The sequence below is a fragment of the Leucobacter sp. USCH14 genome (genome assembly GCF_037619215.1).
In the GTDB taxonomy this organism is placed as follows: domain Bacteria; phylum Actinomycetota; class Actinomycetes; order Actinomycetales; family Microbacteriaceae; genus Leucobacter.
Window position 1 is genome coordinate 1 of record NZ_JAQPZP010000020.1, and the last position, 18,642, is coordinate 18,642.

The 18,642-nt window shown below is 68.8% G+C and carries 17 protein-coding genes and 2 riboswitches; of the genes, 7 read left to right on the forward strand and 10 right to left on the reverse strand.

Going from position 1 to position 18,642, the window contains the following annotated elements; translation table 11 throughout:
- Positions 1–119: 119 nt before the first annotated feature.
- The 5 genes from PQI23_RS13460 to PQI23_RS13480 all read right to left on the reverse strand — a co-directional run bounded on the left by PQI23_RS13460 (position 120) and on the right by PQI23_RS13480 (position 7,029).
- Entirely contained in the window at positions 120–1,607 is a 1,488-nt protein-coding gene (locus PQI23_RS13460) for an L-serine ammonia-lyase (RefSeq protein WP_339975396.1), read from the reverse strand.
- A gap of 18 nt (positions 1,608–1,625) precedes the next feature.
- Entirely contained in the window at positions 1,626–2,012 is a 387-nt protein-coding gene (gcvH, locus tag PQI23_RS13465; RefSeq protein ID WP_339975398.1) for a glycine cleavage system protein GcvH, read from the reverse strand.
- A 46-nt stretch (positions 2,013–2,058) separates the two neighbouring features.
- The gene (gcvT, locus tag PQI23_RS13470) at positions 2,059–3,171 is read right to left on the reverse strand and encodes a glycine cleavage system aminomethyltransferase GcvT (protein WP_339975400.1); all 1,113 of its coding nucleotides are present in this window, start codon (positions 3,169–3,171) and stop codon (positions 2,059–2,061) included.
- A gap of 11 nt (positions 3,172–3,182) precedes the next feature.
- The gene (gene gcvP, locus PQI23_RS13475) at positions 3,183–6,056 is read right to left on the reverse strand and encodes an aminomethyl-transferring glycine dehydrogenase (RefSeq protein ID WP_339975402.1); all 2,874 of its coding nucleotides are present in this window, start codon (positions 6,054–6,056) and stop codon (positions 3,183–3,185) included.
- 48 nt (positions 6,057–6,104) lie between these two features.
- A riboswitch (glycine riboswitch) is annotated at positions 6,105–6,204 on the reverse strand.
- Position 6,205: 1 nt separating this feature from the next.
- Positions 6,206–6,307, reverse strand: a riboswitch (glycine riboswitch).
- A gap of 11 nt (positions 6,308–6,318) precedes the next feature.
- Positions 6,319–7,029: a helix-turn-helix transcriptional regulator gene (locus PQI23_RS13480; protein ID WP_339975404.1), complete on the reverse strand. Its 711-nt coding sequence runs from the start codon at positions 7,027–7,029 to the stop codon at positions 6,319–6,321.
- 72 nt (positions 7,030–7,101) lie between these two features.
- Between PQI23_RS13480 and PQI23_RS13485 the strand changes: the two genes are divergently transcribed.
- The gene (locus tag PQI23_RS13485; RefSeq protein ID WP_339975406.1) at positions 7,102–7,833 is read left to right on the forward strand and encodes an alpha/beta fold hydrolase; all 732 of its coding nucleotides are present in this window, start codon (positions 7,102–7,104) and stop codon (positions 7,831–7,833) included.
- A gap of 50 nt (positions 7,834–7,883) precedes the next feature.
- Here the strand turns inward: PQI23_RS13485 and PQI23_RS13490 are convergent, their stop codons facing one another.
- Positions 7,884–9,434, reverse strand: a complete 1,551-nt coding sequence (locus tag PQI23_RS13490) for an amino acid permease (protein ID WP_339975408.1) — start codon at positions 9,432–9,434, stop codon at positions 7,884–7,886.
- Positions 9,435–9,707: 273 nt separating this feature from the next.
- Between PQI23_RS13490 and PQI23_RS13495 the strand changes: the two genes are divergently transcribed.
- Genes PQI23_RS13495 through PQI23_RS13515 form a run of 5 tightly spaced genes read left to right on the forward strand, consistent with a single transcriptional unit; the run spans position 9,708 to position 14,813 of the window.
- Complete coding sequence (locus tag PQI23_RS13495) at positions 9,708–11,078, forward strand: glutamine synthetase family protein (protein ID WP_339975410.1); 1,371 nt, start codon at positions 9,708–9,710, stop codon at positions 11,076–11,078.
- Positions 11,059–11,889 carry a gamma-glutamyl-gamma-aminobutyrate hydrolase family protein gene (locus PQI23_RS13500; RefSeq protein ID WP_339975412.1) on the forward strand — a complete coding sequence of 277 codons (831 nt, stop codon included), beginning with the start codon at positions 11,059–11,061 and terminating at the stop codon, positions 11,887–11,889. Before PQI23_RS13495 ends, PQI23_RS13500 begins: the two co-directional genes overlap by 20 nt.
- Complete coding sequence (locus tag PQI23_RS13505) at positions 11,886–13,241, forward strand: aldehyde dehydrogenase family protein (RefSeq protein WP_339975414.1); 1,356 nt, start codon at positions 11,886–11,888, stop codon at positions 13,239–13,241. Before PQI23_RS13500 ends, PQI23_RS13505 begins: the two co-directional genes overlap by 4 nt.
- 41 nt (positions 13,242–13,282) lie before the next feature.
- Complete coding sequence (locus PQI23_RS13510; protein ID WP_339975416.1) at positions 13,283–14,074, forward strand: 3-oxoacyl-ACP reductase; 792 nt, start codon at positions 13,283–13,285, stop codon at positions 14,072–14,074.
- 10 nt (positions 14,075–14,084) lie between these two features.
- Positions 14,085–14,813 carry a FadR/GntR family transcriptional regulator gene (locus PQI23_RS13515; RefSeq protein WP_339975418.1) on the forward strand — a complete coding sequence of 243 codons (729 nt, stop codon included), beginning with the start codon at positions 14,085–14,087 and terminating at the stop codon, positions 14,811–14,813.
- 101 nt (positions 14,814–14,914) lie between these two features.
- Here PQI23_RS13515 and PQI23_RS13520 read toward each other — a convergent pair whose 3' ends face one another.
- Positions 14,915–15,874, reverse strand: coding sequence for an NAD(P)H-dependent flavin oxidoreductase (locus PQI23_RS13520; protein WP_339975420.1), 960 nt, complete (start codon positions 15,872–15,874; stop codon positions 14,915–14,917).
- A 9-nt stretch (positions 15,875–15,883) separates the two neighbouring features.
- Positions 15,884–16,636, reverse strand: a complete 753-nt coding sequence (gene trmB, locus PQI23_RS13525; protein WP_339975422.1) for a tRNA (guanosine(46)-N7)-methyltransferase TrmB — start codon at positions 16,634–16,636, stop codon at positions 15,884–15,886.
- Positions 16,637–16,739: 103 nt separating this feature from the next.
- Between trmB and aroQ the strand changes: the two genes are divergently transcribed.
- Positions 16,740–17,180, forward strand: a complete 441-nt coding sequence (gene aroQ, locus PQI23_RS13530; protein ID WP_339975424.1) for a type II 3-dehydroquinate dehydratase — start codon at positions 16,740–16,742, stop codon at positions 17,178–17,180.
- Positions 17,181–17,205: 25 nt separating this feature from the next.
- Here the strand turns inward: aroQ and PQI23_RS13535 are convergent, their stop codons facing one another.
- On the reverse strand, positions 17,206–18,126 hold the full coding sequence (locus PQI23_RS13535) for a CPBP family intramembrane glutamic endopeptidase (protein ID WP_339975428.1): 921 nt from the start codon (positions 18,124–18,126) through the stop codon (positions 17,206–17,208).
- Positions 18,127–18,140: 14 nt separating this feature from the next.
- Positions 18,141–18,527 carry a hypothetical protein gene (locus PQI23_RS13540; RefSeq protein WP_339975426.1) on the reverse strand — a complete coding sequence of 129 codons (387 nt, stop codon included), beginning with the start codon at positions 18,525–18,527 and terminating at the stop codon, positions 18,141–18,143.
- Between the last annotated feature and the right edge of the window lie 115 nt (positions 18,528–18,642).

Here is an 18,642-nt window from a genome sequence, read left to right on the forward strand (position 1 = left end):
GCGCCGGGGCGGAACCGAACGAGAAGGAGAACATGCCCCCAGTCAACATGCAGCCACCGACATTCATGACCCCGAACAGACCGAACACACCGGGCGACAGCGCCCGTCAGAACACCGGCTCAGCACTCGATGACATTCACCGCGAGCCCGCCCGTCGACGTCTCCTTGTACTTGTCGCTCATGTCCCGACCGGTCTCGCGCATCGTCGCGATGACCTGGTCGAGGCTGACATGGTGGTCGCCGTCGCCCATGAGCGCCATCTTCGCAGCGTTGACAGCCTTTGACGCCGCGATCGCGTTGCGCTCGATGCAGGGGATCTGCACGAGTCCGCCGATGGGGTCGCAGGTGAGACCGAGATTGTGCTCCATCGCGATCTCCGCGGCGTTCTCCACCTGCTCGGGCGTTCCGCCGAGCACCTGGGCGAGACCCGCGGCAGCCATCGACGATGCCGATCCGACCTCGCCCTGGCACCCCACCTCGGCCCCCGAGATCGACGCCTGCTCCTTGTACAGCACCCCGATCGCGCCTGCCGCGAGCAGGAACTCGGCGACCGCGTCACGGCGCTCCGTCTGCGACCAGCTCCGAGCGCCCGGCGCGTAATGGGTGGCGTAGAAGAGCACCGCCGGAATGATCCCCGCCGCCCCGTTCGTGGGAGCCGTCACCACACGACCGCCCGTCGCGTTCTCCTCGTTTACGGCGAGCGCGACGAGGTTGATCCACTCCTGCCAGAACACCGGGTCACGATCCGGGTCGTGTTCCGAGAGCCGCCGATGCCACTCGGGTGCGCGGCGTCGCACCTCGAGGCCGCCCGGAAGCACTCCGCTGCGCTCGAGCGCAGCGTTCTTGCATGCCTCCATCACCTCCCAGATGTGAGCGAGCCCCGCCGTGATTTCAGCGTCGCTGCGCAGCGTCCGCTCGTTCGCGCGCATCACCTCGGCGATGGTGAGCTCGGCCCCACGCGCATGGTCGATCAGCTCCGCAGCCGTCGTGAACGGATACGGCTGCTGTGCCGCTCGCTGCTCGCGTCCTTCGTGCAGCGACTCCTCCGCGCCCTCGCGCACGACGAAGCCGCCGCCCACGGAGAAGTACGTCTCCTCCGACATCGTCTCGCCGGCGCGGTCGATCACCGAGAAGCGCATCCCGTTCGTATGCCGCGGGAGCAGCGTGAGCGGGTGCAGCACGATGTCGCCGACGGCGAAGCGCAGGATCGCGGGGGCTTCGCCCAGCTGCTCCCCCATGCGCAGCTCGCCGGTGCGCTCCAGCCGGGCGAGCGCCTCGTCGACCTGCTCGGGCAGCACCGTCTCGGGATCGAAGCCCTCGAGACCGAGAAGCACGGCGGTGAACGTGCCGTGCCCCCGCCCCGTGGCGGCCAGCGACCCGTACAGGTCGACCCGAAGCGACGAGACCGCGGCCAGACCGCCGTCTTCGCTCGGCCCGCCGTCTTCGCTCGACCCACCGTCTCCGCTGTCCAGTCCGCTCTCCCCGCCAGTCCTGTCTGCACGGGCGACGCGCTCGACGAACGCTCTCGCAGCGCGCATCGGCCCCACGGTGTGCGAGCTGGAGGGGCCGATGCCGACCGTGAAGAGGTCGAAGACGCTGACGGGCATGGGAGGAGTCCGTTGCGCCTAGGCGGCGGAGACCTCTGCGTCGTTGTCGGCCGCGTACTGCTCCGCGTCGAGCAGAGGCCCCTCCTCGGTGACGGCGACCTTGAACAGCCACGCCGCACCGTACGGATCGGCGTTCAACTGCGCCGGGTCGGCCACGACCGCGTCGTTCACCTCGACGACTTCGCCGGCCACCGGGGAGAAGATCTCCGACACGGACTTCGTGGATTCGACCTCGCCGACGACGGCGCCGATCGCGATCGTGGCGCCCACCTCGGGCAGGTCGACGTACACGATCTCTCCGAGCGCGTCCGCGGCCACCTCGGAGATGCCGACGACGGCGGGGCTGTCGCTCGTGACCCATTCGTGCTCTGCGGAGTACCGGAGGCCGGCTTTGACGTTGCTCATGGTGCGGGTTTCCTATCTGATTCGGTGATGGTTCAGGGGACGAGGGCTAGTGCGTGCGGCGGTAGAACGGCAGTTCCACGACGGTGAATGCCTCGGCTCTGCCACGCAGATCGACCTCGAGGCGCGTTCCCGGGGCGGTGTGCTGCGACGAGACGTGCGCGAGAGCGATGGGATACCCGAGCGTCGGGCTCGGCTGACCACTGGTCACGCGTCCGACTGGCTCGCCATCGGCGAGCACGGTGTACCCGGCCCGGGCGGCCCGCCGACCGTCGCCGCGCAGACCGACGAGCACCGACTCGGGAGTGGAATCTCGACGGGCTTCGAGCGCGGTACGCCCGACGAACGGTTCCGTCTTCACGAACGAGACGACGCCACCCAGGCCCGCCTCGAACGGCGTCACATCGCGGCTAAGCTCGTTGCCGTACAACGGCATGCCCGCCTCGAGACGCAGTGAGTCTCGCGCGGCAAGGCCCGCAGGGATCAAGCTGTGCGACTCCCCGGCCGCGAGCAGCGCATTCCACAGATCGGCAGCCTCAACGTTCGGCAGGTACAGTTCGAACCCGTCTTCCCCCGTGTACCCCGTGCGGGCCAGCAGCACGGGGTGACCCGCCACGACGGCCTGCTCGGCGGCGTAGTACTTCATCCCGGTTACGAGCTCGCGCTGTTCAGCGGCGATGATGCCCTGCAGGATCGCGGCGGCGTTCGGGCCCTGCACCGCGATCAGGCTGAGTTCCTCCGATTGGTCGTCGATCTGGACGTCGAATCCGGCCGCCCGTTGGGCGAACGCCGCCGCGACGGCCTGGGCATTGCCGGCGTTGGGCACGACGAGGTAGACGTCCTCGGCGAGGCGGTAGCTGATGAGGTCGTCGATGATTCCGCCGTCATCGTCGCAGATCAGCGAGTACTTCGCGCGACCCACGTTCACTGCGCCGAGGTTGCCGACGAGCGCGGTGTTCAGGAAGACGGCGGCGTCGGACCCTGCGACGCGGATCTCCCCCATGTGCGAGAGATCGAAGAGCCCGGCGGCGCCGCGCACCGCCCGATGCTCGGCGAGTTCGGATCCGTACTTGAGCGGCATGTCCCAGCCGCCGAAATCGGTGAATGAGGCGCCGAGCGTCTCGTGCTCGGCGTGCAAGGCGGTCTGCTTCGGGGTGCTCATCGTCGTCATCCTCAGTTCTCGAAGGCTTCGGGGGCGGGGCAGGCGCAGACCAGGTTCCGGTCGCCGTAGGCGCCGTCGATGCGGCCGACGGGCGGGAAGTACTTGTCGACCCTCAGCGACTCGACGGGGTACGCACCCTGATCACGGCTGTACAACCGGTTCCACTCGCCGGAGATCAGGCTCTCGGCGGTGTGCGGAGCCAGGCGCAGCGGCGAACTCTCGACCGCGAGCTCGCCCGCGATCACCGCGTCGATCTCTCCCCGGATCGTCGCCATCGCCTCGATGAAACGGTCGATCTCGGCGAGGTCCTCCGACTCGGTGGGCTCGACCATGAGCGTGCCGGCCACGGGGAAGGCGAGCGTCGGCGCGTGGAACCCGAAGTCGATCAGGCGCTTCGCGACATCCTCAGCGGTCACCCCCGACTTCGCGGTGAGCGCGCGGAGATCGAGGATGCACTCGTGCGCGACGAGTCCGGTCGCACCGGTGAAGAGCACCGGGAAATGCTCGGTCAGTCGAGACGCGATGTAGTTCGCGCTGAGCAGCGCCGTCTTCGTGGCCCGGGTGAGCCCTTCGGCTCCCATCATCGCGATGTAGGCGTACGAGATCGGCAGCACGCCGGCCGAGCCGAACAGCGTGGAGACGACCGGGACTCCCCCGCTCACCGAGTACGCACCGGTCGGGTCGTTCGGAACGAACGGCAGCAGGTGATCCGCCACGCCGATCGGCCCGACGCCGGGGCCGCCGCCGCCGTGGGGAATCGCGAACGTCTTGTGCAGGTTCAGGTGCGAGACATCGCCGCCGAACCGACCCGGTTGCGCGAGGCCGACGAGCGCATTCATGTTCGCTCCGTCGATGTAGACCTGGCCGCCGGCCTCGTGCACGCGGTCGCAGACCTCGCGCACGTCGTCGTCGTAGACCCCGTACGTCGACGGGTACGTGATCATGATGGCCGCGAGCTCATCGCGGTGCGCGTCGATCTTCGCCGAGAGATCGGCGAGGTCGATGTGCCCCGTCTCGGTGTTCTGCACCACCACCACGCGCATTCCGGCCAGGACGGCCGACGCCGCATTGGTGCCGTGCGCCGATGCGGGGATGAGGCACACCGTGCGCTGGTCGTCGCCTCGCGAGCGGTGGTAGCCGCGAATCGCGAGCAGACCGGCGTACTCGCCCTGCGCACCGGAGTTCGGCTGCAGCGAGATGCCCGCGTAGCCGGTGATCTCGACGAGGCGCGCCTCGAGGTCGGCGATGAGTTCTCGCCAGCCCCGCGTCTGATCGGCGGGAGCGTACGGATGGATGCCGGCGAACTCGGGCCACGAGATCGCCTCCATCTCAGCGGTGGAGTTGAGCTTCATCGTGCACGAGCCGAGCGGGATCATCGTGCGATCGAGCGCCAGGTCGCGATCCGCGAGACGCCGCAGGTACCGGAGCATCTGCGTCTCGGAGGTGATCGAGGTGAACACGGGGTGCGTCAGGAAGTCGCTCGACCGCGCGAGCGCGGCGTCGAAGCCGAGGGCGACGGCTCCGGGCGTTTCCGTTTCCGATGCCTCGGAGGGGTCTCCGGGCACGGCGCCGAACGCGCGGACGACGGCCTCGACGTGCTCCGCCCTCGTCGTCTCGTCCGTCGAGACGCTCACGGTATCCGCGTCGACGCGCCGCAGGTTGATGCCGTGCTGCGAGGCGGCGGCGATGATCTCGTCGGCACGCCCGGGAACGGCCGCCCGCACCGTGTCGAAGAACGAGTGCGCTGCGAGCGGGATCCCGGCGGCTGCGAGCGAGGCGGCGATCGCGCGGGCGTGCCCGTGGGTACGCAGAGCGATCGAGGTCAATCCGTCGGCGCCGTGGTAGACCGCGTACATCGAGGCCGTGATCGCGAGGAGCGCCTGCGCGGTGCAGATGTTGCTCGTCGCCTTCTCACGGCGGATGTGCTGCTCGCGGGTCTGCAGGGCGAGACGGTACGCGGCGCGCCCCGCAGCATCCTTCGACACCCCGACGAGGCGACCCGGCAGTGCGCGTTCGAGGCCCTTCCGCACCGCGAGATACGCGGCGTGCGGGCCTCCGAAGAAGAGCGGCACACCGAAACGCTGCGTGTTGCCGACGGCGACGTCGGCGCCCTGCTCACCGGGAGGCACGATGAGGGTGAGCGAGAGCAGGTCGGCGATGACGGTGACCATCGCGCCGCGCTCTTTCGCCTCCGCGATGGTGGCGCGGTGGTCCACCACCGCTCCGTCATCCCCCGGCTGCTGCAGCACGATGCCGAAGATGTCGCCCTCGGGGAGTCCCTGCGAGAGATCGGCGACCTCGACCTCGAAGTCGAGCGCCTCGGCACGGCCCCGGATCACCGCTATGGTCTGGGGGAAGAGGTTCGCGTCGATCACGGCACGTGCAGTGGACGGCGCACGATTGGCGCGTCGCATCAGCAGCACGGCCTCAGCGGCGGCCGAGGACTCGTCGAGCATCGACGCGTTCGCGATCTCCAGTGCCGTGAGGTCGGCGACCATGGTCTGGAAGTTCAGGAGGGCTTCGAGGCGCCCCTGCGAGATCTCGGGCTGGTAGGGCGTGTACGCCGTGTACCAGGCGGGGCTCTCGAGCACGTTGCGCCGGATCACCGGTGGAGTGTGCGTGTCGAAGAATCCCTGGCCGATCATCTGCGTCTTCACGATGTTCTTCGCGGCGAGCGCGCGGAGGTCGGCGAGGATCTCCTCCTCGCTGCGTCCGGGAGGCAGGTCGAGTGGCTCGGTCTTCCGAATGGAGGCGGGAACCGCCTCGTCGACGAGCGCGTCGAGTGAGTCGTAGCCGAGCTCGGCGAGCATCGTCTCGATGTGAGCCGGGTCGGTGACCCCGATGTGTCGATCGGGGAACGTGCGGGGTGCGGGGAGGGCTGTCACGAGGATCTCCGAGGGCTGTCGCGCGCGAACGCGCGGTTGAACTGGGATCCTCCCCGCTCTGTACGGAACCTGAGAGATTCGGTCGCCGCGCGAGCGGGTCCCTTGCACCGTCGGTGAGCGGACGCGGGTCCGCTGCTTTCCAGAGTCGCCGTGCTGAGGCGGTACGGGGGCCTGAGAGATTCCCGGGGAGGGATTGCTCCTACGGCGTCGGGGCTGAATCGTTCGGCCCTGAACTCTCCCGCCACAACTTGATGGCCGGTATTCACGATTGTCCGCTCACTCTAGCATCGTGCACCGGTCTGGCGTTCTTCGGCGGTTCTCCGACCTCGTCGACGGTGTGACCGCTGCACGCGATCTTGGTGACGCTGGCTTTCTCGATCCGCGATACCGCGAACCATCGCATTGCGGAGCGCAGACGGCACCAGCCGACCAGGTACCATCGTCCGCTCGTGGAAGCGAAGAGCACGGGCTCGACATCGCGAGTGGTCCTGGTGCCCTTCTGCGATGTGTAGCGTATGCGGACTACTCGTTGCTCCGCCATCGCCTCCTCCAGCGCTGATCTCGTGACGCGCGAGGAAGCCGGAAGGGCGTTGACCCATATCCGCTGGGCCAGTTCGTCGGCTTGTGCTCGGGTCTTCGGATCGAGGACGTCCATGATCTTTCGGATACCGGCTGCAGCCAGATCTGCGTAGGGAGCGTCGGATGCTGCGGACGCTGATGCCATGAGCGCCACAGCCTGCGATGGAGACAGAGTGACGGGGGGAAGCGTCGCTCCTTCGGCGAGCCCGTAGCCACCGCCCGGCCCGGGGCGAGACCAGACCGCCGCGCCGCTGTTCTCCAGCGCATCGAGGTCGCGCTTGACGGTTCGCACCGACACCTCGAACTCGCGCGCGAGCCGCTCGGCAGATACGCCCCGTCTGCCACTGCGACGCAGCATCTCGGACAGGGCGTGAAGTCGTTCAGTTCGCTTCACTGTTCACCTCCCGAAAATTCATGACATAAATAGTGCCACCCCCTTGTCCGGCCGCGCTGAGAGAGTGGGCGCATGACCACTTCACGACACACCCCACCCATCGTGCTCATCGCCGGTCACTGGCTCGGCGACTGGGCATGGAACGAGGTCCTCGAGCACCTCGCGACCGATCACGCTCAGTGCATCACCATGACGCTGCCCGGACTCGACGCGAACGACGACGATCGCTCGTCGAAGACGCTCGAGGATCAGGCAGCGGCGATCCGCGACGTCATCGCTCGCAATGCCGACCGACCCGTGATTCTCGTCGCTCACAGCGGCGCCAACCTTCCCGTCACGCTCGTCCTCGACCGCCACCCCGACCTCGTCGCTCGCGTGATCTGGGTCGATTCCGGCCCGGTGGCGGACGGCACCGCGTTCGCTCCTGATCTTCCGGCCGACCTGGAAGAGCTGCCGCTCCCGACGTTCGATGAACTCGGGCAGCAAGCGAGCCTTGACGGCCTGAGCACCGAGGTGCTCGAGCGATTCCGCGCGAGGGCTGTCCCTGAACCCGCCTCAGTGCTTCGTCAGCCTGTCGCGCTGGTGAATGCGGAACGATATCGGGTTCCGACGACCCTCGTGTGCTGCTCGATCTCGGGCGAGCAGGTGATGGAGTTGGCCGAGGGCGGTCACCCGATGTTCGCGGAGGTCGCGAACTTCACCCGTGTCGACGTCGTCGACCTTCCCACCGGCCACTGGCCGATGTGGAGCAGACCCCGCGACCTCGCCGCAGCGATCCGAGCGGCGGCATCCCGGTCCGAGTGATTCGCACTCGCGCCGGTGCGGGGCGGGCGAGCGCCCGCCCCGCACCGGGTTCAGCGATCCTCGTCTCTGCCATCCATGGCCAGCAACTCCTCTTCGACCGCGCCGCCGTAGCCCTCGCGCTGCGGGTCCCCGTGAAGGCCTCCGGAGACGGCGTACTCCTCCTCGGGTGAGAGCACGAGGCGGTGACGGGTGTAGACGCCGAAGATCAGCAGACCCGCGATGTACACGATCACGATCGCGATGATCGCGGGGCGGAACGTCTCATTCAGCAGGAAGCCGACGAAGACGAGCGCTGCGATGATCGCCGCGATCACGGCGCCCGGCACACCCCAGGGGCTGAGGTAGGGGCGCTTCGCGTTGGGGAACTTGCGCCTCAGAATCACGAAGGAGACCATCTGCATGAAGTACGCGAGCACCGCGCCCCAGACGGCGATGTTCAGCACGATCGCTCCGCCGACGCCGCTGTCGCCGCCGGTGAGCTCGACGGTGACGAGCGCGGCGAGGCCGATCACGGCGCCCGCGATGAGCGCGACCCAGGGCGTCTGCCGGCTCCCGGTCAGCGACAGGAATCGGGGGTAGTAGCCGGCTCGCGAGAGGGAGTACATGTTGCGCCCGTACGCGAACATGATGCCCTGCAGCGAGGCGAGCAGGCCGAACAGCGCGAAGAGCGCGAGCAGCCCGGCGACCCAGACGAGATCGTCGCCGAGGATCGCGCGGAAGCCGTCCAGCAGCGGTTCACCCGCGACGCCCGTGGTCTCCGAACCCAGCACGCCGGTGTTGAGCACGAGCACGAGCAGGCCGGTGACGATCAGCGTGCCGCGGGCCCAGAGCCCCGCGCGGGGGATGTCGCGCACCGGATCGTGCGACTCCTCGGCGGCGAGCGGCAGCTCCTCGATCCCGAGGAAGAGCCACATGGCGAACGGCATCGCGAAGAGGATCGGCAGCACGCCGTGCGGCAGGAAGAGGCTCTGGCCGGGGTCGGGCTCGATATCGAAGAGGCTGCCCCAGTCCATCGCGCCGCTCACGAGCGCCATGACGGCGAACAGCACCAGCACGCCGATGGAGATGACGGAGACGATGATGGCGAACTTCAGGGAGATCGCGGCACCGGCGGTATTCAGGCCGACGAACGCGGCGTACAGGATGATCCACCAGAGCCACGTCGGCAGGCTGAAGCCCATGAGCCCCTCGGTGACGCCGTTCGCGTAGCCGGCGGAGAAGTAGACGATCACCGCCGTGGTGGCCACGTACTCGATGGTCTCGGCGAGGCCGGTCACGAACCCGCCCCACGGCCCCATCGCCGCGCGGCCGAACGAGTACGCGCCGCCGGTGTGGGGCATCGCAGCCGCCATCTCGCCGATGGAGAAGATGAGTCCGTAGTACATGACCACGAGGATCGCGAAGGCGATGAGCATGCCACCGAACCCGGCGGCATCGATGCCGAAGTTCCACCCCGAGAAGTTGCCCGAGATCACGGCGCCGACGGCGAGGCCCCAGAGGCCCCAGACCCCGGCCGCGCGCTTCAGTTTCCGTTTCTCGAAGTACCCCGACTCTGCGGTGGTGTACGTGGCACCCGAGACTTTCAAGGTGTCCTTGGCCATGTCGACCTCTTTCACTACGGTGTGATGGATACGAGATGCTGCGTTGCGATGCCCGACGCTGGGAATCGGCTGAGCAATGCGCCACTGCCGACTATAGCGATCTATTGGTGGTTTGCAACAACCTTTATGCAACCGCGATGCGTCGAGAGTTGCATTCGCACCAGGCCCTCGTGATGTAATGGTCTTGAAACCGACCTTTCGGCGACGGCAGCGCGCAGATAGGGCGGGCTCGAACCAGCATTCTCACCTCGACGACGAGCACCAGGAGCGCACATGATCCCCGCGAGCGGCAATCTCACCCCCGAAGAACTCCGCGAAGCTGTTGCCGCGGGCGAGATCGACACCGTGATCGTGGCGTTCACCGATATGCAGGGCCGTCTGGTCGGCAAGCGCGTCTCGGCCAGGCTCTTCCTCGAGGACGTCATGGAGCACGGCGCGGAGTGCTGCAACTACCTGCTCGCCGTGGACGTCGAGCTCAACACGGTCGACGGGTACGCGCTCACCAGCTGGGAGAGCGGGTACGGCGACATGGCGATGATCCCCGACCTCGACACCCTCCGCCGCACTCCGTGGCTGCCCGGCACCGCACTCGTCGTCGCCGACCTCACGCTCGCGAGCGACCACTCCCCCATCTCCGTGTCGCCACGGCAGATCCTCAAGCGTCAGATCGACCGCCTCGCCGCGCACGACTTCGTGCCCTACATCGGCACGGAGCTCGAGTTCCTCGTCTTCGACGACGATTACCGGAGCGCGTGGCGATCCGGCTACCGCGACCTCACCCCCGCGAGCGACTACAACACCGATTACGCTCTGCACGGGTCGACGCGCATCGAGCCGTTGCTGCGCGACATCCGCAACTCGATGGACGCCGCCGGCATGTACTGCGAGGGCGTGAAGGGCGAGTGCAATCTGGGTCAGCAGGAGATCGCCTTCCGCTACACGCACGCGCTCCCCACCTGCGACAACCATTCGATCTACAAGAGCGGATCGAAGGAGATCGCCGAGAAGCACGGCAAGAGCATCACGTTCATGGCGAAGTTCAACGAGCGGGAGGGCAACAGCTGCCACGTGCACGCCAGCCTGCGCTCGACCGCGGGCGACCCGGTTTTCGCGGACGAGAACGCTCCGGACGGGATGTCGCAGACGTTCCGCCACTTCATCGCGGGCCAGCTCGCGGCGATGCGCGAGTTCACGCTGCTGTACGCCCCCAACATCAACTCGTACAAGCGGTACGTCGACGGGAGCTTCGCCCCGACCGCCGTCGCATGGGGTCACGACAACCGCACCTGTGCGCTCCGCGTCGTCGGGCGCGGACAGGCGATGCGCGTCGAGAACCGTGTTCCGGGCGGCGACGTCAACCAGTACCTCGCCGTCGCCGGCATGCTCGGCTCCGGCCTCGCGGGAATCGAGCAGCAACTCGAGCTCGGCGAGCCATTGCGGGGCAACGCCTACACGAGCGACGTCGCCCGCGTGCCGACGACCCTGCGCGAGGCGGCCGACCTGTTCGAGCAGTCGGCGCTCGCGCGCGAGATCTTCGGCGACGAGGTCGTGGAGCACTACACCCACGCGGCGCGCGTGGAGATTCGGGCGTACGACGCCGCCGTCACCGATTGGGAGCGGGTCCGTGGCTTCGAACGACTCTGACACGCGCCCGACGCCCGCTGCGGCGAGCGCGCCGCCGCTCATCGGGGTCACGAGCTACCTGGAACAGGCGCAGACGGGCGTGTGGGACGTCCCGGCGTCGTTTCTCCCGCAGGTGTACCTCGACGCGGTCACGGATGTCGGAGGCGTGGCGATCGTGCTGCCTCCGCAGCCGGTCACGAGCGACATCGCCCGCGCCATCGTGTCGCGGCTCGACGGGCTCATCCTCTCGGGCGGGGCGGACGTCGATCCTGCACGGTACCGGGCCGACCCCCACGAGCGCACCGGAGCTCCGCGCACCGACCGCGACGCCTTCGAGGCAGCACTGCTCGACGCCGCGATCGAGGTGCAGCTGCCCCTCCTCGGCATCTGCCGCGGCGCCCAGGTCATCAACGTCGAGCTCGGCGGCACCCTGATCCAGCACCTGCCCGACCTCGTCGGCGATGACCGCTACCAGGCGGGCCAGGGGGTCTTCACGGAGATCGATGTGGAAGTGGATGCCGGATCGCGCATCGGCGACCTGCTCGGCGACGACCGTAGCGCCCGCGCCCACCTCTACCACCACCAGGCCATCGATGTGCTCGCCGACGGACTCACCGCGACGAGCCGCACTGCTGACGGCATCATCGAATCGATCGAGATCGACGCGATGCCCTTCGGCGTCGCCGTGCAGTGGCACCCCGAGGAGAACCGCGAGGATCGCCGCCTGTTCTCAGGTCTCGTCGCCGCCGCGGCGCGGTACCGTTCGGAGCACGCCGTCGCCGCCCCTTTCCCCGTTCCGCCGCCCGAGCCCGCATCGAAGGAGCAGCCGTGAGTTACACCGTCATCAACCCCGCGACCGGAGACGCCGTCACCGAGATCGCGCACCTCGACGTCGACGCGACCGACGCCGCGATCGATGCCGCGGCTCGAGCCCAGCGCGACTGGGCGGCTGTCGCGCCGGTCGACCGCGCACGCGTGCTGCGTCGCTTCGCCGACGCCGTCGACGCCGACATCGAGCACCTCGCGCACCTCGAGACGACCAACTCGGGCCACCCCATCACCCAGTCCCGCTGGGAAGCGGGGCACGTGCGCGATGTACTCGAGTACTACTCGGGGTCGCCCGAGCGCCTCATCGGTCAGCAGATTCCCGTGGCCGGCGGCATGAATGTCACGTTCCACGAGCCCCTCGGCGTCGTCGGAGTCATCACGCCCTGGAACTTTCCGATGACCATCGCCTCGTGGGGCTTCGCTCCCGCGCTCGCCGCAGGGAACGCGGTCGTGCTGAAACCCGCCGAGTGGACCCCGCTCACGAGCCTCCGACTCGGCGAGCTCGCCCTCGAAGCGGGGCTTCCCGAGGGGCTGTTCCAGGTGCTCGCCGGCCGCGGCTCCGTCGTCGGAGAGCGATTCGTCACGAACCCGACGGTGCGCAAGGTCGTCTTCACGGGCTCGACCGAGGTCGGCAAGCGCATCATGGCCGGCTGCGCCGAGCAGGTGAAGCGGGTCACCCTCGAGCTCGGCGGCAAGAGCGCGAACATCGTCTTCGCCGACGCCGACATCGAGCGCGCCGCCGCCACCGCTCCCTACTCGGTGTTCGACAACGCCGGCCAGGATTGCTGCGCGCGCAGCCGGCTGCTCGTGCAGCGCAGCGTGTACGACCGCTTCATGGAGCACTTCGAGCAGGCGGTCCAGGGCGTGCAGGTCGGCGATCCCACGCTCGAATCGACCGAGGTCGGCCCGCTCGTCACCGAGCAGCACCGCGAGAGCGTGGCGTCATTCCTCACCGACGATGTGCGAGTGGCGTTCCGCGGCTCCGCACCCGACGGTCCGGGAGCCTGGTTCGCTCCCACAGTCGTCACCCCCGAACGCGGATCCCGCATCGCCACCGACGAGGTCTTCGGCCCGGTGGTATCGGTGCTGCCCTTCGATGACGAAGCGGACGCGGTGCAGCTCGCGAACGACTCGAACTTCGGGTTGAGCGGGTCGATCTGGACCTCGGACCTCGGGCGGGGCATCCGCGTGGCCCGGGGCGTCGAAGGCGGCAACCTGTCGGTCAACTCGCACTCGTCCGTGCGATACACCACCCCGTTCGGAGGCTTCAAGCAGTCCGGCCTCGGGCGGGAGCTCGGGCCGGACGCGGCCGAGCACTTCACCGAGACCAAGAACGTGTTCTTCGCGAGCGAGTGACCGCCGCGCTCCCCGATCACCCCCACACCGAAGGATTCCCCATGAGCGACATCACCCCCATCGATCTCACCCAGCGTCTCGCCGGCAGGGTCGCCGTCATCACCGGCGGCGCCAGCGGCATCGGCCTCGCAACGGCGAAGCGCATGCGCGCGGAGGGTGCGCGCATCGTCATCGGCGACATGGATGAGACGAGCGGCGCGGCGGCGGCGGAAGCAGTCGGCGGCCTCTTCGTCCGCGTGAACGTGACCGATGAGGCCCAGGTGAACCACCTCTTCGACACGGCGGCTCGTGAATACGGCTCGGTCGACATCGCGTTCAACAACGCCGGCATCTCCCCCGACGACGACGACTCGATCGAGATCACCGAGTTGCCCGCGTGGGAGAAGGTGCAGGACGTGAATCTCAAGAGCGTCTACCTCTGCTCCCGGGCGGCTCTGCGTCACATGACGGCGCAGGGATCCGGCTCGATCATCAACACCGCCTCCTTCGTCGCGGTCATGGGCTCGGCCACCTCGCAGATCTCGTACACCGCGTCGAAGGGCGGCGTGCTCGCCATGACACGCGAACTCGGGGTGCAGTTCGCCCGTCAGGGCATCCGGGTGAATGCGCTCTGCCCCGGACCGGTGAACACCCCGCTGCTGCAGGAGCTCTTCGCGAAGGATCCGGAGCGCGCCGCACGACGCCTGGTGCACGTGCCCGTCGGTCGCTTCGCGCAGCCGGAGGAGCTCGCAGCCTCGGTCGCATTCCTCGCGAGCGACGACGCCTCCTTCATCACGGCCTCGACGTTCCTCGTCGACGGCGGGCTGACCAGCGCCTACACGACGCCGCTCTGAGGCGCCGCACGTGACCGGGTCGGCTGAAGGGATCGAGCTGCTCATCCGAGCGGCTCGGCCGACCAACGCCTACGAGGAGACGATGCAGCGGCTGCTCCAGTCGGTACGCCTCGGGATGATCGGCCCCGGCGAGCGGCTGCCCGCGGAGCGGGATCTGGCCACCATGCTCAAGGTGAGTCGCGATACCGTGCGCGAAGCACTCGCGACGCTCGCCGAGGCGGGGTACGTGGTCTCTCGCCGGGGTCGGTACGGGGGCACATTCGTCGTCGAGCAGATTCCTCCGGATGCGACGTTCGGGAGCGCTTCGACCGCCCCGGCTGCCGGCGAGGTCGAAGACGTCACCACGCTGCGACGGGTGCTCGAGGTGGGAGCGGCCAGGGAAGCCGCCGGGCGCGAGCTCTCCGCAGAGGATCGCGCGGCGCTCGCGCACGCGCTCGAGGAGTGCTCGGCATCGGAGGCGGCAGCGTACCGCCGCCTCGACTCGCGCCTCCACCTGCTGATCGCCGAACTCTCCGGGTCGGCGAGTCTCGTGCCGCTGGTCGCGAATCTTCGCACGCGGGTCAACGCACTGCTCGAGGAGATCCCGGTGCTGCAGCCGAACATCGTCCACTCGAACGACCAGCACCGCGCGATCGTCGCGGCGATCCTCGCCGGCCGCCCCGAGTCGGCGGCCGAGGCGATGCTCGAGCACGTCGAGGGATCGTCCGCGCTGCTGCGCGGCTTCCTATCCCGGCAGTGATCGCTGCGCGCCCGGGCGGGCCACTTTCGGAGCGGGGTCAGTTCTGGTGCGTGTTGCGCGCCCGACACGCACCGACGGGGACCCCGCTCGCAGGTGCGCCCTCAGCTGAGCAGCGCGACGACCTCCGCGGCGGGGCGCACCCGCGTGATGCTGCCGACTCCCTCGCCCGCGTCGACCGGGACGATCGCGTGATCGCCCGCTTCCGCAGCCGCCGCGAACTCCGCTCGGGCCACGGAGTCGTTCGCCAGGGCGTCTTCGCGCCCGTGCCAGCGGTCGATGAAGGGCGTGCGCAGCAGCCGCTCGGGGAAGCGCTCCGGCCACGGCCGCCCGAGCGCGACGTCGTACACCCGTGTCACCAGCGTGTCGTCTGCGGTGCCGCGGATGAGCGACTCACGGGCGCCCGTCGAGGTGAGCGCCTCCTCGCAAGCGGCGAACGCCGTACCCACCCACGCCGCGGCGGCACCGGCGTCGAGCACCCGCTCCACGTCGCGCGCCGTGCTGATGGCGCCGGCCGCGAGCACCGGAACCTCGACGGCGTGCACGACCGACGCGAGCAGTGCGTGCAGTGGTTCCCGGTGATGGCCGTGACCGCCGCCCTCGCTCCCGCGTGCCACGACGGCGTCGACGCCCGCGTCGGCCGCCCGCCTCGCCTCGTCGGCCGTCGCCGCCTGGGTCACGGCCTGCGCACCGGCCGCGTGCACTCGCTCGATCCACGCCGTGTCGACACTCGGCCCGCTCCACTCGCCGAAGCTCACCGAGACGAGCGCTGGCCGGGCGGCGAGCGCGCGCTCGAACAGCTCGGGATCCCGCTCGATGCCCCAGGCCACCAGGCCGATGCCGAACGGGGCACCATCGACGCCCGCCCCGGACTCGAGCGCGCGCAGTTCGCGTTCGAGCGCGGCCACCGAGCCCGCGCTCCCCATGCCGATCATGCCGAGGCCGCCGGCGCGCGAGACCGCCGCCGCGAGGCGCCCGCCGGCCACTCCGCCCATCGGCGCGCACACGATCGGCGCCGTCAGGCCCAGCGATCCAGCCCAGTCCGTGAGTCTGCCCCCGCTCATGCCTCCACGCTACCGCTGCGCGCGGCGGTACGTCAGGTCGCGGATGCGGCGATCCTTGTCGATGCCCTTCTCCTCGAATGCGGTCAGGATGCGCCCCTCGAAGCGATCCGCCCACTCCCCCGCGAAGTCGCGCTCGAAGCCGTCCGCCGCGTCCAGCACCTCGCGCATGTGCTCGGCGTAGTTCTCCCAGTCGGTCGCGAGGCGCAGCACGCCTCCGGAGCGCAGCGCTCGGAGGGCGATGCGGGCGAAATCCTCATTGACGAGCCGCCGCTTGTGGTGCCGCACCTTCTTCCACGGGTCGGGGAAGAACACCCAGATCTCGTCGACCGACCCCTCGGGCAGGTACTTCTCGAGCAGTTCGGGCGCATTCACCTCGGCCAGACGCAGATTCTCGACGCCCGCGACCTCCGCACGAATGATCGTGCGCGCCAACCCGGCCCGGAACACCTCGATCGCGAGGAAGTTCGTATCGGGGCGTGTCTGCGATGCGTGCAGGATCGCGTGCCCCTGCCCCGATCCCACCTCGACGACGAGCGGCGCCGTGCGCCCGAAGATCTGCTCCGGATCGCCGCGCTCGCCGTCCGCCACGCTCGTCGCGGCGGGGCCGTGCGCGATGTCGAGCACGTACTTCTCGTGATGATCGGCCCACGCGCGCTCCTGCGACGGAGTCATGCGTCCGCTCCGCCGCACGAACGACACCGGCTTCTTCCGGAAAGTCGTCGGGTCGAAGCTCTTGTGCGGAAGTGGCTGCTGCTCGGTCACCCCATAACGGTAGTCGGGGCCGCGGCCCGGGGCAAAGCGGATGCGTGCCGGACAGTAGGATGGAGACGGCCGTACCCGCCGTGCCCGAGCGAAGGAGCGCATGATGACCCGACGGATCCTGCTGGTGAACGGACCGAACCTCAATCTGCTCGGCACCCGCGAGCCGAAGGTCTACGGCACCGATACGCTCGCGGACGTCGAGGCGCTGGTAGCGCGTATGGCCGCAGAATTCTCGCTCGACGTTCGCGCGATGCAGAGCAACCACGAGGGCGAGATCGTCGACGCGATCCACGAGGCGCGCGAGGACTGCGCGGCGATCATCATCAACCCGGGCGCATTCACCCACACGTCGATCGCGATCCGCGACGCCGTCGCCGGAGTCGCGCTCCCCACCGCCGAGGTGCACATCTCGAACGTGCACGCGCGGGAGGAGTTCCGCCGGCACTCCTACCTCTCCGACATCGCCGCGTGCGTGATCGTCGGCTGCGGCGTGCAGGGGTACGAGTTCGCGGTGCGCCGGATCGCGACGCTGCTGGCCGAATAACCGCGGCGCTCCGGGCCGCGGGCGACTACGGGGCCGGAGCGGTCGGGAACCAGTCGAAGAGCTCGGGCTGGTGGGCGTGCACGAGCACGGCGAAGACGACCGCGTCGAAGAGCAGGTGCACGGTCACGACGTAGGAGAGGGATCGCGTGCGCAGGTAGATGATGCCCTGCACGAGCGCGAAGGGAATGGTGAGGATCGGGCCCCACGAGCGATACCCGAGCTCCCACAGGAACGAGACGAAGACGATCATTTGGAGCAGGTTGGCGATCCAGACGGGGAAGTGCCTGAGCAGCACCGCGAACACCGTGCAGATGAAGAACAGCTCGTCCCAGATGCCGACGGCGCCGACGCCGATGAAGAGTCGCGCGATGAGGTCGGGCGTATCGACGACGGGCCAGTTCTGATAGACGCCGGAGGTGATGAAGTACCACGGCAGGATCAGCCAGGCGAGTACGATCACCGCGACGAGCCAGGCCCAGTGGTACGGCCCCCAGCGCTCGCCGCGCGCGGAACCCGCGCCGCGCCAGGGGAAGCTCGTCGCCCGATCCCGGTAGACGAAGCGCGAGACGACGTAGGGCACCGCGACAGCGCCGCCCAGCGCGAGGGTGAACTTCACCATCGACCAGTTGTCGAGCTGCGCGGCGAGCGGAATCAGGCGAACGACGCCGAGTCCCATCACGATGAGCGAGAGGTCGCGGAGGAGCGACGGCGGGCGAGGATCGGCCCGGTCGGCGACCGCAACGCGCGGGCTCTGGTCGCTGCGGGGCCCCGTGCGCTCGCCCCGCGCCCGACCCGCGAGGGCTGCGAGACCCAGACCGACGACGCCGAGGGCGATGCCCGCCCAGATCCAGTGCAGCACGAACCAGGTCGGCGCCATCGCGCAGACGCAGATGGCCGCTGCGATCGACAGAGCGGTCGGCCACCCTTCGGTCACGCGCCCGGGCATCGCCTGGCCAGGCATCAGAGGAAGCGGCTGCGGACCGGTCCCGGAGCTTCAGCCAGCGGAACGAGCCGGTCATCGATCGGGAACGGCACGCGATACGTGGAGACGGCCGCGCCGATATCGCCGAAGTCGTCTTCCTTGACGCCGATGCCCGCCGGCGAGACCTCGACGATACGAGTACGAATCCAGTCGCCGTCTTCGGCGAGCAGTGCGTACACGTCGGCAAGATATCCGATGCCGAGCTCTTCGAGCAGTTCCTCGGCCGCGAGCCAATCGACGGGGGCCGACGTTCGCGGGCGGCCCAGCAGATCGTACGGGATGAACCCGCCGTCGACGGGATCGATCCATCCCACGAGTTCGCGGTCCTCTCTGCGGTGAGCGATCCAGCTTTCTGGGAGGGTCATACGGCGAGCCTAGCAACCGGGAGAAGTTCGGGCAGCGGATGATGCTCCTATTGTTGTCAACTCGAAGGGGCGCTTGTTTCGAGCCATTCCCGGTATGCCTGCGCAAGGTCATCGT

Bases quoted from the DNA above. Each gene is read 5' to 3' on its own strand.
- PQI23_RS13460 (WP_339975396.1), bottom strand. From the start codon at position 1,607: ATGCCCGTCAGCGTCTTCGACCTCTTCACGGTCGGCATCGGCCCCTCC.
- gcvH (WP_339975398.1), bottom strand. From the start codon at position 2,012: ATGAGCAACGTCAAAGCCGGCCTCCGGTACTCCGCAGAGCACGAATGG.
- gcvT (WP_339975400.1), bottom strand. From the start codon at position 3,171: ATGAGCACCCCGAAGCAGACCGCCTTGCACGCCGAGCACGAGACGCTC.
- PQI23_RS13485 (WP_339975406.1), top strand. From the start codon at position 7,102: ATGACCACTTCACGACACACCCCACCCATCGTGCTCATCGCCGGTCAC.
- PQI23_RS13490 (WP_339975408.1), bottom strand. From the start codon at position 9,434: ATGGCCAAGGACACCTTGAAAGTCTCGGGTGCCACGTACACCACCGCA.
- PQI23_RS13495 (WP_339975410.1), top strand. From the start codon at position 9,708: ATGATCCCCGCGAGCGGCAATCTCACCCCCGAAGAACTCCGCGAAGCT.
- PQI23_RS13510 (WP_339975416.1), top strand. From the start codon at position 13,283: ATGAGCGACATCACCCCCATCGATCTCACCCAGCGTCTCGCCGGCAGG.
- PQI23_RS13520 (WP_339975420.1), bottom strand. From the start codon at position 15,874: ATGAGCGGGGGCAGACTCACGGACTGGGCTGGATCGCTGGGCCTGACG.
- aroQ (WP_339975424.1), top strand. From the start codon at position 16,740: ATGACCCGACGGATCCTGCTGGTGAACGGACCGAACCTCAATCTGCTC.
- PQI23_RS13535 (WP_339975428.1), bottom strand. From the start codon at position 18,126: ATGCCCGGGCGCGTGACCGAAGGGTGGCCGACCGCTCTGTCGATCGCA.
- PQI23_RS13540 (WP_339975426.1), bottom strand. From the start codon at position 18,527: ATGACCCTCCCAGAAAGCTGGATCGCTCACCGCAGAGAGGACCGCGAA.